This window comes from Pseudomonas sp. LAM2023 (assembly GCF_016620375.1).
Lineage (GTDB): Bacteria > Pseudomonadota > Gammaproteobacteria > Pseudomonadales > Pseudomonadaceae > Aquipseudomonas > Aquipseudomonas anuradhapurensis.
Genome location: NZ_JAENHV010000029.1, coordinates 213,863 through 227,154, shown reverse-complemented (window position 1 = coordinate 227,154; position 13,292 = coordinate 213,863). Strand labels below are relative to the sequence as shown.

The following is a 13,292-nucleotide window of genomic DNA, read 5'->3' as shown; positions in this document are numbered from 1 at the left end:
GCGCAGCATGGTCCGCCCTCACTACAGGAGACGGACCATGCCGATCCCCCCCCTTTTCCAGACCCTGGACAACCAGCTTGATGCACTGCTCCCACCCATCGAGGGGGTCGAGCACCACCTGGACCTGACGCTCGCGCGACTATTCCCAGGCCTTTCCATCAACGCCCGCACGCTGTACTTCGGGGCCCAGCCACTGTTGCAGCTGGTGGGTTTCCATCTGTTCGATGGCGGTACCTTCCGCCTGCCCGCAGGCAGCCCGATCAGGCATGCCGACTACCCGGCGCTCAACCTGCCACTGGATTTCAGCGGCCATATCGACGGCTTTTGCAAAACCATTCGTCAGACGCTACATGCCCGCCTGGCAGCGTACTGGCTGGAGCCGGACAACAAAGGCCTGACCCGCACCGTGCGCCTTGCCGTGCTGTACCGCGAGCAACTGGATGCGGAGATCCGCCTGCGCACCACCGACCAGACCCTGTCAGCGGCGCATGTACACCTATTGAGAACCTACCTGGAACTGCCGCAGCCCTGGCAACGTCGCCACTTGCCGACCGCCGCGCGTCCCCAGGCCTATCGCCTGTTGCTCGACAGTACGGCGCCCAACTGGCGCAGCCATGTACCAGGTTTCCTGGTGCTCACCGAACACGGCGCCGAAGGGCGAATGCTCGATCATCTTGAGCCGGTTGGCCGGGTACTGCTGTGCAGTGCCGCACACGGCATCGAGGCCTTCGACAACCTGGCCGACCTGCACACGGAGGTATGCGAGCGCCTGGAAGACCCGCAGCAGAGCGAACACTTGCTGCAACTGATGATCGACCCCGACAACCAGCAAAACGCCCGTCGTTCAGAGCGCCTGCGCTACGACTGGTATACAGAAGACCTGGCCGACTACCTCGCCTCGACCCTGCGCGATGCCCAGGCCAGGCAACTGAGCTACAGCTGGCAACAGGCCTGGAAGCTCGGCAAACAGCGCGATATCGAGCAGCTGGATCTGGCCCTGGCTGCGGCGCTCGACATACGGCGCTCCGTCAGTAGCCGCGGCCCGCTGGCCAACCGCTACGGCCTGCTACTCGAAAAGCATCTACCCAACTGGTTACGCGCCACTTCGCAGCAGGGCGTCGCCCACATCATGCAGACCCTGCAGGAACTGGTCGTGGCCATCGAAGCGGCCAGCGCTCCCGGCATCCTCAGCCTGGAACAGTTCAACCACAGGCATTCCCTGCTGAACTGGGTCAACCTGCGCCTGCGTGAATACCTGCAACGCGAACCGGGCCTGGACTGCGACCCGCGTGACATTACCATCAGTGTCACCCTGGCTCGACAGGTCGGGCCGATCATCAACCCGCTACCCCTGGGAAGTACCACGGGCTACGTTCCGGTAGCCAGCCGGCGCCAGGCAGGCGACACCATCGAGTTGGTCAGGCATACCTACCGGCTGGATGAGCTGGCCTTGCTGAACATCGCCTGGTTCGACGTGGACTACTGGCTTACCGCGCATGTCCACCTGCACGGTGAAGCGCTGCCGGCGCTGACACCCCTGCGGGTTAAACAGATCGTGAGACGCCTGAACGCGGGCAGTGGCTATCAGGCTTACCTGCGCACCCAGCTGCTTGACTCGCCCGAAGGCCGTTGGCGCCAGACAGCCCATGCGCAGATCAGCCGCGCACGGATGAATGCCGAAGCAGTGAAAGCACGCTATGTCGGCCATTTTCTCCCCGACACACTCGAACAGGGCTACGGTTGGGCCCGCACGGTCATCAGCGCCCCAGACAGCCACGCCCGCCCCTATTTCAATGAGCAGCGTGTGACAGTCCAGCAGCTGCTGGTGCAGGGCGACACGCTGATGGGGGTATTGCTGCTGGTTTCGCCAGAGCACTCGAAACGTATCGTCGTCTACTGCCCCGACGTTCCGGACCGGCGCTACTGGCGCGAATACAGTGATACCAAGGCGCTGATCCGGGCCATGCGCAGTGACCCGGCATTGCAAGACTACCTGGTCCAGCGCCTGCCACGGGCCAGCGGGAAAAAACTCAAGGAGCGGTTGCAGAAAGGCCGGCTGGGCGCGTTGATCACTCGCGATGCCATTACCGGCAACCTGTATCAGGCGCTGTACCGCGCCGAGGTGCAAAGCCTGATGGCCCACACCGATACCGTCACCCGCAGCAATGAAGAACTGCTGGGCGAATTCTCGGTCAACGTGCTCAGGCTGGTGCTGGACATGGTCACGTTCATACTGCCGCAACGGGCATTGATCGCCCTGGCATTCGGCCGCATGGCGATCTCCATATGGGACGGCTTCGAGGCCTACGAGCAGGACGACCATGCAAGCGCCTTGCACCATGCTGTCGCGGCCCTTGGCCATGCCACCGCCGGGCTGAACGAAATGGCAGGCTCCAGCCTGATGCGCCGCGCCTTGCGAGGGCTGCCCAAACCACCACCGGTGCCGCTGCCAGGTCATTACGAAACAGCGCCAGTCGCTGCCCGGCTGCGCTATCGGATCGATTCGGCGCATGGCGAGGCTGTGTATGAACAACCGTCGAGTTCCCCGGGGCTGAGCCAATACTTCGTACGGGATAACCTGGGCCGTTACTTCAATGTCAGTTTTGACGGCGCGCGCTGGCGCGCCACCGACCCCGACCAGCCTTACGCCTACCTGAAGCTGCCGATCAGGCGTAACCAGGATGGCAACTGGGTCGTTGATTCTCCGCTGCTCTGGCACGACGGCTTGCCAGACATCCCGCACCTGCTCGAGCAGTGCCGGCTGAAAACACTGCTTGAGGGCGCTGCGGATGGCACGGACAACAACCTGTTCAACGACAACGGCAGGTACTACCTGCAGCTGCACAACCAGCAGCTGCCGGCGCGGCGCCATCTGCTGGCCGGGCATTATCACCTGATTTTCCCCGATGCCTTGTCTGGCGCAGTACCTGCCTGGGCGGTGCTGCGTCATCAGGACGGCGAATGGCGCATCCGGGTGCGCCAGGTCGGCCGTGGCAGCGACTGGCTGGCGTTACCGCAGGATTATTCGGCCAGCTTGGGCAGCAGCCGGTCCAGGCGCTGATGCAAGGCACTGCCGCTCGGCCAATTGCGCAACAACCGCGCCCGGTCACGGGCGTAGGCCGGGGCGAAGCTGAGCTGGGTGGCATGCTGGCACATTGCATCAAGGTCGATCAGCGACCAGCGGCCGTTGTCCCAGAACAGGTTGTGGCCCTTGAAGTCGCCATGGCTGATGCGTTCCCGAATCAGCTGCTGCATGACCTGGACCAAGGCATCCACCTGCTCTTCAGGGGCGTCGCCATTTTCCACATAAGGCGCGAAACAGGCAGCCAGGTCCGGGCCATCGATGTACTCGGTGACCAGGTAGGCGCGGCTGCGCAAGCCAAGCACGCGCTGCTCCAGCACTGCCAGCGGGCGCGGCGTGGCGATATCGAGGAACTCCAGGCGGTGCCCTTCGATCCATGAATGCCAGGCCCGGCTCGGGCGCCAGAAGCGTTTGAACCAGTGCGCGGTGTTCTTGATGTTGTAACGCTTGAGCACCAGCTGGCGCCCCTTCACCTCGATGCGCGCCACGCTGGCGGCGCCACCGGTCTTGTACAGGTGGCCCTGGTCGAGCAACTGGTCGGCCTGCTCCAGTACCGGCAACAGGGCCTCAACCTCGTCACGGCGGATCGCGCGCAGGCCTGACAGGCTGCGCTGGACGCTGAACAGGCTGCATTCGCGACCGGCCTTTTCCAGGTAGTCCTTCTGCCGCCAGCTGCGCACCTTGTCCACTTGCTTCTGCAGCGCCTCGAGCGGCAACGCGTGCTCGGCGTTGGCCAGCAGGTAGTGCACCAGCAGCTCTTCGATGAACGGCTCCAGGCGCTTGGGCAACTGGGCGAAGAACACCCCGAGGTTTTCCAGCACACGCGGGCGCGACAGTTGCTGGCCGGGCGTTTCGGCCTTGATACCGGCGCCGTCGATCAGGTACAGCTTGCCGCCGTGGCGCAACAGGTTGTCCAGGTGCAGGTCCTCCTGCCAGAGGCCCTGGGCATGCATGTGCGCCACCGCAGTGAGCGCCTCGCCCAGCACCAGGTGCTGCTCGTCGGCCAGCACCGGCAGGTCTTGCACGGCCGCCCAGGCATCGGCCAGGCTTTCGGCGCCGTCGAGAAACTCGAACAGCAACCAGCCGCCCTCGCCTTCCTTGAGGCCATCGGCCAGCAGCTTCGGCGTGGTCAGGCCTTGCTCGGCGAGCAGCTTCACGCCCTGCAGTTCGCGCTGGAAATGCCGCGCAGCGTTGCTACCGACCAGCAGTTTGGCCAGCACCGGGGTGCCGCGCCATACCCCGGCGCCCACATAGCGCTGGCCCGGCAGCACGCGCAACAGGCTGAGCAGTTGCAAGTCAGCGCTGCCGGCGGCGTCGGCCAGGGTAATGCTCAGGGGCAGCGACGGGTTGCGCCCGGCTTCTTTCAATTCGGACAAACGCATCAGCGGGCCTCTTTTTCACGACGGCGTTGCGTCAGGCGTTGCAGCCAGGTATCGACCAGCGTGCCATCGGCCGGCTGCGCCAGGTAACTGGCCAGCAAGGTACGGACATCGTGCTCGCTCCAGGCCGGGGCACGGCGCAGCAGCGGCTCCAGGTCCTTGAGACGGTCACGCATGCCGAACAGCAGGGGTCGGGTCTTTTCCAGGTCGATCAGTTGCGCGTCCCAGCCTTCACGGCGCTGGCGCAGGAAGATGTGCTTGGGGTAGAAGCAACCGTGCACCTGCCCGGCGCTGTGCAGGGTACGCGCCAGTTGGCCGCAGGCCTGCAGGATGCCATTGCGATCGCCATCGCCCAGTTGTGCCCAGCGCGCCAGCAGGCTGTCGAGGTCGGCCCATTCGTCCAGGGCGCGTGTCATCAGGATGGCCCGGTGCTGGCCGGCTTGCTTGCGCTCGCCATAGAACACCGCCTGCAAGGCCGGAATGCGCAGCTTCTGGTAGCGGCTGATATTGCGAAATTCACGGGCGAAGGTTGGCTCGCCGAACGGCCGGTGCAGGGTACGGGTCAGGTAGTCGCTCTGGCGCTTGAGGTAGTAGCCCTTGCCTTCGAGCTCCAGGCGAAACACGCTGCTCCAGCCGCCACGGCCGGTATTCGGCTCGTCGACGGCATCCAGCTGCAGTGCCCACAGCGCCTCGAAGTCATCCAGGCCATGGCGTTTGAGCAGCGCGAGGTCCGCGCTGGCCAGGTAATCGGTCATTCCCTTCCCTCGAAAAAGCCCACTACCTGGCGAATGCGCTTCTTGTCGCGCTCATTCAGCCGGTCGCGGCCACGGTATTGCAGGTAGAACCGCAGGCGCTGGGTTGCCGACAGCTGGTACTTGGCCACTTTGTCCAGGCACGCCAGGTCCTTGATCATCCGGTGCCGCCACATGAAGCCGCGCCAGAAGTCGCCGGTGGGGCAATCGATGAAGAATAGCGTGCCCTGGTCATCGACCAGCAGGTTGCGCCATTTCAGGTCGTTATGGGCGAAGTGATGCTTGTGCATGACCCGGGTGTGGCGCGCCAGCTGGCTGCTCACATGCCCGACCCAGGCACGGTCGGCCAGGCGCGCATCGTTGCGCTCGGCCAACGCCGACAGGTCTTCGGTACGCGGCAGTTCGCGGGTGATCATCGCGCCCCGGGCAAAGGCCAGGCCATTACGCTCCAGGCCCCAGGCCACCACTTCGGCGGTGGGGATGCCCCACTTGGCGAACAGCTTCAGGTTCTGCCATTCAGCCTTGATCCGCGGCCGGCCCAGGTAACGGCGCATATGCTTGCCGGCTCCGGTATAGCGCTTGACGTAGTAATTGACCCCGTCACGCGTGATGCGCACCACTTCGCTGAGCGGGTCGCGGGTCAGGCGTTCGCCTTGCAGGGCGAATACCGCTTCGAGGCTGCCGAAGTCCGCCGCCAGGTGTTCGTAGCCCGGCGCCAGTGTCCAACCCGACATCAGAGTGCATCCCCATAGCGTTGCTTGCGGTCGTAGAGTTTCTGCGCCTTGCGCTCCAGCCAGCCAAGCAATGCGGCCTCGTCCTTGAGGACCTGCCGCAGCGGGCGTTGGAAATACCCACGCAGGAAGCGCAGCTTGTCGCGCTGGGTGAGGCCGATGTCCAGCGCCGAGAAATACAGCGCGGCCAGGTCCTTGTCGCGCCAGCGGCGGCTGATTTTCGCCCGGGTCTGCGCGCGGTGCAGGTCGATAACCGACAATTTGAAGTCATCCGCCGTCACCGGGCGGTCGGTGTGCAGCAGGAAGTGGCAGATGTAGCAGTCGCGGTGGTTGACCCCGGCGCGGTGCATGCCGCCGGTCATCCTGGCCACCTCGGCGATGAGTGCGCGCTTCAGGCGTGGCTCGGGCGGTTGCCTGAGCCAGTCGATGCTGAAGTCTTCCAGGCTGATGGTCGGCGCCAGCTCTTCGGTAATGATGAACGAGTGCTGCGCGGCCGGGTTGCTGCCACGCTCGCCATAGGCCACCGCGGTCATGGTCGGCACGCCAGCCTGGTGCAAGCGCTGGATCGCCTGCCATTCCTGGCCGGCACCGAGCACCGGCAGCTTGGCGGTAAACAGGTTCTTGAAGATCTCGCCCCAGCCGATGCCGCGGTGGATCTTGACGAAAAAGCCAGCGCCAGCGACCTCGGTGCGCAGCGTGCGGCGCCCTTCCAGCTCGCGGTAGACCTCGCCTTGCAGCGCTTCCACCGCATCGAAGGCATCGCGCCCGGCCCACAGGCGCTTGAACGGCTCGGCCAGTATCAGCTTCATGCGGACTCCTGCCCCAGGATCACGTCGGCGGCATGCTGCGGCATGCTGTACAGGTCGGCGGTTTCAGCAAACGCCAGGCCGTTGCGTGCCCAGCTGGCACGGGCCGGCTGGTCTTCAAGCATGCGCTGCAGGTAGGTATTGAGCTGCTCCTGCTCGAACGGCTCGTCCAGCACCAGGCCGCTGTCGGCCTCGGCGATGTAGTGGGCGTAGCCACACACCTTGGACACCAGCACCGGCAGGCCGGCCACCAGCGCTTCGAGCAGCACCGTGCCGGTGTTCTCGTTGTACGCCGGGTGGATCAGCAGGTCGGCACCCAGCAGGAAGCGCGGAATATCGCTGCGGCCCTTGAGGAACTGCACCTGCTCGCCCAGGCCCAGGGTAGCGCTTTGCAGCTGGAACACCTTGGGGTCGTCCTGGCCGATCACCATCAGCCTGGTCCGCTTGCGCAGGGCCGAGGGCAGTGCCGCCAGGGCCTTGAGGCTACGGTCCACGCCCTTGGTCTTGAAGCCAGAGCCGATCTGCACCAGCAACAGGTCGTCATCGCCGAGGTTGAACTCCTTGCGGAATTCGGCGCGGATCTCGGCAGCGTTGGCCGGTGCGCGGCGGTCCTGGGAAATGCCTGGCGGCAGCAGGTGGAAGCGTTCCACCGGGGTGCCATAGTGCTTGATGAACAGCGGCTGCTGCACTTCGGAAATCATCAGTACTTCGGTATGCGCGTCCTTGGCGAACACCGCGCGCTCGTACTCGGCAAAGTGCCGGTAGCGGCCCCAGCGACGGTACAGGCCGCCACGCAGGGTCTGCGCCTTGTCCTCGAAGCAGCCGTCGGCGGCGTAGTACACGTCCAGCCCCGGCATCTTGTTGAAGCCGATCAGGCGATCGACCGGGCGCTTGGCCAGGTCGGCAGCCATCCAGGCGCTGAGCTTCTCGTTGCGGCGGTGGTTGAAGATTGCCTTGACCGGCGCCACCAGCACTTCGAAGCCCGGCGGAATGTCACCCTCCCAGATCAGCGTGTACACACGGATCTGGTGGCCCCGCTTCTGGCACTCCAGGGCAATGCGCATGAAGTCGCGCTGCAGCCCGCCGAAGGGGAAATATTTGTACAGCACGAAAGCCAGTTGCATCAACGGACATCCTCAGCCAGCAGCAGCGCGCTCAAGCGGCTCGCCACATGCTCGGGATTCAGGCGAGTGAAGCACAGTGGCCACTCGCGTTTCAGATCGTACCGGCGCAGATCATCGGCGCTCGGTTTGTAAGTGCACTTCTTCTGCAGGCAGGGAGCGCATGGCCAGTCACTGGCCTGGTGAATCTGGGTCCGTCCGTAGGCGCCGGTCAGCCCCGGGTTGGTTGGGCCGAACAGCGAAATGGTGGGTACATCGAGTGCCGCCGCCAGGTGGCCAAGGCCAGTATCGACGGCCACACAGGCCTTCGCCGCCGCCAGTACGCGGGCGACGCCAGCCAAGTTCAATTTGGGGAGCACCTGGCAATTGTTCAAGCCCTGGGCAATGCGCTCCGCCCGCGCCTTCTCGGCCGGGTTGCCCCACGGCAGGCGCACTTCCAGCTTGCGCCGGCCCATGCGTTCGGCCAGTTCGCGCCAGTAGGCTTCGGGCCAGTGCTTGGTCGCCCAGGTGGTGCCATGCAGGAACACCACGTACGGGGCCGCCGGCGGTAGCTGCAAGCGGTCGAGGTCGAGGCCGTAGTTGCCAATGCCCTCCGGCAGGTCATACGCCAGGGCCATGGCGAACAGCTGGCGTACCCGCTCGACCGCATGCTGGCCGACGGCAACCGACAGGCGTCGATCATAAAAGCGGCTGGCCCAGCCCTCGCGGGCCGAATAGCGATCCAGGCCGGCGACCGGCGCCTTCACGTAGCGGGTCAGCCAGGCCGACTTGACCAGGCCCTGGGCGTCGATCACCAGGTCGTACTGGCGCTCGCGCACGCGCTGCTTGAACGCTTTCCACTCGCCACTCTTGATGGTTTGCCAAAGGTTCTTGCGCCAGCGGCGGATGGCCACCGGGATGACCTGGTCGACCGCCGGGTGCCAGCTGGGGATTTCGGCGAAGCCTTCTTCCACCACCCAGTCGAAGCGGATCCCCGGAATGGCATGGGCGGCATCGGTAAGCGCCGGCAGGGTGTGAATCACATCACCCAGCGACGAGGTCTTGATGATCAGTACCCGCACTTAGTCGACCTCGGCCACGGTATCGATCAGCTCCGGCCCGCTCAGGCTGTGCAGGGCGGCGATGACTTTGCCCGGTTCCAGCAGGCGCAGGCAGTTGTAGTGGCCGAAGCGGCAGGTACGGTCGAAACACGGGCTGCATTCGATACCGGTGCGCACCACTTCCACGTGCTCGGCCAGCGGCGGGGTAAAGCCCGGCGAGGTCGAGCCGTACACCGCCACCAGCGGGCGGTTCAGCGCCGCAGCCACGTGCATCAGGCCAGAGTCGTTGGAGACCACGGCGTCGGCGCAGGACATCAGGTCGATGGCCTCGGCCAGCGAAGTTTCCCCGGCCAGGTTGGACGACTCCTCACGCAGTCCCGGGATCAGCCGGTCGCGGATCTGCTCACCGACCGGATGATCGTTCTTCGAGCCGAACAGCCACACCTGCCAGCCTTGGCGGATCATTGCATCAGCCACGCTGGCATAGTGCTCGGCCGGCCAGCGCTTGGCCTCGCCGAACTCGGCACCGGGGCACAGCGCCAACACCGGGCGGTCCAGCTCCAAGCCGAACTTGGCCAGGGCGGCGTCGCGGCTCTGGGCTTCGATCTGCAGGCTGGGGCGCGGATACGGCTGCGGCAACTCGGCGCCAGGCGCGTAGGCCAGGGCCATGAAGCGCTCGATCATCAGCGGGTAGCGGGCCTTGTCCAGCTTGCGCACGTCGTTGAGCAGGCCAAAGCGCATTTCGCCGCGCCAGCCGGTACGTTTGGGGATACCGGCGAAAAACGGCACCAATGCCGACTTCAGCGAGTTGGGCAGCAGGATGGCCTGGTCGTACTGGCCGGCCAGCGACTTGCCGATGCGCCGCCGCGTCGCCAGCTCCAGCGCACCGTGGCCGAGCGGGAAGCTCAGGGCCTGACGGACCTCGGGCATGCGTTCGAGGATCGGCCGGCTCCACTCGGGAGCGAGCACATCGATCAGGCAGTCGGGGTGCTGCTGTTTCAGGCACTGGAACAGGGTCTGCGCCATCACCATGTCGCCGACCCAGCTGGGGCCAATGATCAGTATTCTCATGCTTGGTCCAGAAACACTCGGGGAGGCAACAGGCTGCAGTACAGCCTGGCCTCCCCTCTTTATATTCAGGCTATGTGGCCGACAGTGTACCACTGGTGGTGAGGCATGGGCCTTTGGGGCTGCTTTGCAGCCCATCGCGACGCAACGCCGCTCCTACACAGGAATGCGATCTCCTGTAGGAGCGGCCTTGCGTCGCGATGGGCCGCAAAGCGGCCGCAAAACGCTCAAGTCAAACCCAGTTCACCCCAGATCCGCCGCACTTCGCGGCGCTCATCGGCAAATTGCGCCGCATCGATCACCCCGGCCTGCTTCTGCAGGGCCTGGCGGTGTGAGGCAGAGCGGAACGCCTTGTACACTTCACGCAACAGCACCGCGTCACTGGCCGGCATCAACCCTGCCTGCTCCAGCTCTTCCAGAATGCGGATGTTATCGGTCCATCGCAGCAAGGCCGGATGGTCATGCGACCAGGCCAAGGCGGCGTATTGCACCATAAATTCGATATCGACGATACCGCCAGCATCCTGCTTGATATCGAACGGCACACCAGGCTCGAAGGCGTTGGCCGCGGTGCCGGCAGCGGTGGCCTTGGTGCCGAGGTTGTCGCGCATCTTGGCGCGCATTTCGCTCACTTCGCTGCGCAGTTTCTGCAGGTCGCGGGCCTTGCCCAGCACCTTGGCGCGCACGCCTTCGAACGCTGCCCCGACCTGCTTGCAGCCCACCAGTACACGGGCCCGCACCAGGGCCTGGTGCTCCCAGGTCCAGGCTTCGTTCTGCTGGTAGCGCTCGAACGCGCCCAGCGAGCTGACCAGCAGCCCGGCGGCCCCGGACGGGCGCAGGCGCATGTCGACGTCATACAGCTGGCCGGAGTTGGTCTGGGTGGCCAGCAGGTGAATGATGCGCTGGCCCAGGCGGGTGAAGAACTGCGCACCGTCGATCGGCTTGGCGCCGTCGGTTTCTGCCTGCGGGTCGCCATCGTGGATGAACACCAGGTCCAGGTCCGAGCCGTGGCCGAGTTCCAGGCCGCCGACCTTGCCGTAGCCAATGATGATGAAGCCCGGGTCGCACAGGCTGCCGTCACTGCGCCTGGGCTGGCCATGACGGGCCACGGTCTGGCGCCAGGCCAGGGCCAGCACCTGGTCGAGGATGGCTTCGGCCAGCCAGGTCAGGTAGTCGCTGACTTTCATCAAGGGCAGGTTGCCGCTGATTTCCGAGGCCGCCACGCGCAGGCTGTGGGCCAGCTTGAAATGGCGCAGCGCCTCCATTTGCTGCTCCAGGTCGTCCTCGGGGATGCGCGTCAGGCGCTCGCGCAGCTCGCTGGCAAGCTCCGGCGCCAGCGGCGGGCTGTACAGGCGGCCTTCGTTGAGCAGTTCGTCGAGCAGCAGCGGGTAACGGGCAATCTGCTCGGCGATCCACGGGCTGGCGGCGCAAAGGGTCAGCAGGCGGCCCAGGGCGCCGGGGTTTTCGGTCAGCAGCACCAGGTAGGCAGAACGCCGCGCCACGGCTTCGACCAGTGGCAGCACGCGCTCCAATACCAGGTCGGGGTCGCCATGCTCGACCGTCTGGGCCAGCAACCGTGGGATAAAGGCATCCAGGCGCTCACGGCCAATGCGCTGCATCGAGCGCAGCTGCGGGCTCGAGCGCAGCGCAGCCAGGCGCCGCAGGGCGTCGGCGGGCTGCTTGAAACCGGCCTCTTCCAATTGGCGGCCCGCAGCCTCTTCATCCTGCGCCTGCTCCCATAGCGGCGACCACTCACCGCCTACCACCAGCTCGCCTTCGCCGTCTTCGTCATCCGGGTCGGCAATCACCTGGCGGAAGTGCCAGTCGATACGGCCGCGCCAGTACACCAGTTGGTCCTGGAAGCTCTGCCAGTCGGCAAAACCGAGCATGTAGGCCACCCGTGCCTGGTCAAGCTCGCTGTCCGGCAGCATCTGCGTCTGGCGGTCGGCGACGGCCTGGATGGCGTGCTCGGTATAACGCAGGAACTCGTAGCCCTCGCGCAGCTCGGTGACCACCGCCGGTGGCAGGTAGCCCTGGCCTTCGAGGGTGGCCAGCACCTTCAGCAATGGCCGTTGCTGCAGGCTGAGGTCGCGGCCACCGTGGATAAGCTGGAACGCCTGGGCGATGAATTCCACCTCACGGATACCGCCAGCGCCCAGCTTGATGTTGTCGGCCATGCCCTTGCGCCGCACTTCCTGCTGGATCAGCTGCTTCATGGTGCGCAGCGCTTCGATCGCCGAGAAGTCCAGGTAGCGGCGATACACGAACGGCCGCAGCATTTCCTGCAACTGCGCGCCGGCGGCCTGGTCACCCGCCACCACCCGCGCCTTGATCATTGCGTAGCGTTCCCAATCGCGGCCCTGGTCCTGATAATACTGCTCCAGCGCATTGAAGCTGAGCACCAGCGCGCCGGCCGAGCCGTAGGGGCGCAGGCGCATGTCGACGCGGAATACGAAGCCGTCCACGGTGACCGGGTCCAGGGCCTTGATCAGGCGCTGGCCCAGGCGGGTGAAGAACTCCTGGTTATCCAGCGAGCGCTTCACCCCTTCGGTTTCGCCGCCTTCGGGGAAGGCGAAGATCAGGTCGATGTCCGATGACAGGTTCAGCTCCACCGCACCCAGCTTGCCCATGCCCAGCACCACCATGTGCTGCGGTTGGCCGCTGCGGTTACCGATGGGCGTGCCGAACTGCTGGCAATGGCGCGGGTACAGCCATTGGTAGGCTTCGTCGATGGCGGCGTCGGCCAGGTCGGACAGGTCGCGGCAGGTTTCACCCAGCGCGGCCTGGCGGGTGATGTCGCGCCAGATGATGCGCAACTGCTGGCGGTTGCGCTCGCGACGCAGGTTGCGCGCCAGCTCGTCCTCGCTCTGCGCCGCTTGGGCGGCTGCGGCCAAGTGCCCGCGCAGCTCGCCATGGGCGTACGGCCGGTCCATCTCGCCACTGGCCAGCAGGCGGAACAACATGGCCGGCTCGCGCCGGGCCAGGCCAAGCACGAAGTCGCTGGCAGCGGCTACCTGGTCGAACTGTTGCCGGTGCGCCGGGCTCCAGGCCTGCAGGTCGAGTTCCGGGTGATATGCCACGGCATCGCGAAGGAATTGCTGGTTGCGCGCGACCAGCGGTTGCAGGGTGGCGGGCAGATCGGACGGCAAAGGCAGGCGCATGGTCTATCCTTGATCGGCGTGAAATGGAGGGGAAAAAGCGGCCAAGGGGAAGCCGGACCACGGTTGGACTGTCGTACAAAAGTTGGAAATAGCTGAAACAGCTTTAAAATTGGCAACATCCATCAAGAATTACCCGTTCGCGACACAATGCC

At 65.2% G+C, this 13,292-nt stretch carries 9 protein-coding genes; 1 reads left to right on the top strand and 8 read right to left on the bottom strand.

Annotated elements, in window-relative coordinates; translation table 11 throughout:
* Positions 1–37: 37 nt before the first annotated feature.
* Entirely contained in the window at positions 38–3,061 is a 3,024-nt protein-coding gene (locus JKP78_RS19350; RefSeq protein ID WP_200627261.1) for a dermonecrotic toxin domain-containing protein, read from the top strand.
* On the opposite strand, the gene JKP78_RS19345 is transcribed toward JKP78_RS19350, so the two are convergent.
* From JKP78_RS19345 to glnE, 8 genes are all read right to left on the bottom strand, one after another.
* Entirely contained in the window at positions 3,022–4,464 is a 1,443-nt protein-coding gene (locus JKP78_RS19345) for a lipopolysaccharide kinase InaA family protein (protein WP_170027899.1), read from the bottom strand. The genes JKP78_RS19350 and JKP78_RS19345 overlap by 40 nt on opposite strands.
* Positions 4,464–5,216, bottom strand: coding sequence for a lipopolysaccharide kinase InaA family protein (locus JKP78_RS19340; protein ID WP_186687487.1), 753 nt, complete (start codon positions 5,214–5,216; stop codon positions 4,464–4,466). The genes JKP78_RS19345 and JKP78_RS19340 overlap by 1 nt, the downstream gene beginning before the upstream one ends.
* The gene (locus JKP78_RS19335) at positions 5,213–5,947 is read right to left on the bottom strand and encodes a lipopolysaccharide kinase InaA family protein (protein WP_186687490.1); all 735 of its coding nucleotides are present in this window, start codon (positions 5,945–5,947) and stop codon (positions 5,213–5,215) included. Before JKP78_RS19335 ends, JKP78_RS19340 begins: the two co-directional genes overlap by 4 nt.
* Positions 5,947–6,753, bottom strand: a complete 807-nt coding sequence (rfaP, locus tag JKP78_RS19330; protein WP_186687493.1) for a lipopolysaccharide core heptose(I) kinase RfaP — start codon at positions 6,751–6,753, stop codon at positions 5,947–5,949. Before rfaP ends, JKP78_RS19335 begins: the two co-directional genes overlap by 1 nt.
* Positions 6,750–7,874: a glycosyltransferase family 4 protein gene (locus tag JKP78_RS19325; RefSeq protein ID WP_170027895.1), complete on the bottom strand. Its 1,125-nt coding sequence runs from the start codon at positions 7,872–7,874 to the stop codon at positions 6,750–6,752. Before JKP78_RS19325 ends, rfaP begins: the two co-directional genes overlap by 4 nt.
* A complete protein-coding gene (waaC, locus tag JKP78_RS19320) occupies positions 7,874–8,932 on the bottom strand; it encodes a lipopolysaccharide heptosyltransferase I (protein WP_170027894.1) in 1,059 nt (352 codons plus the stop codon). Before waaC ends, JKP78_RS19325 begins: the two co-directional genes overlap by 1 nt.
* On the bottom strand, positions 8,933–9,982 hold the full coding sequence (gene waaF, locus JKP78_RS19315) for a lipopolysaccharide heptosyltransferase II (protein ID WP_200627259.1): 1,050 nt from the start codon (positions 9,980–9,982) through the stop codon (positions 8,933–8,935). It lies immediately after the preceding gene.
* Between the two features lie 224 nt (positions 9,983–10,206).
* Positions 10,207–13,140 (bottom strand): bifunctional [glutamate--ammonia ligase]-adenylyl-L-tyrosine phosphorylase/[glutamate--ammonia-ligase] adenylyltransferase, encoded by a 2,934-nt coding sequence (gene glnE, locus JKP78_RS19310; protein ID WP_200627257.1) that lies wholly within the window; start codon positions 13,138–13,140, stop codon positions 10,207–10,209.
* Between the last annotated feature and the right edge of the window lie 152 nt (positions 13,141–13,292).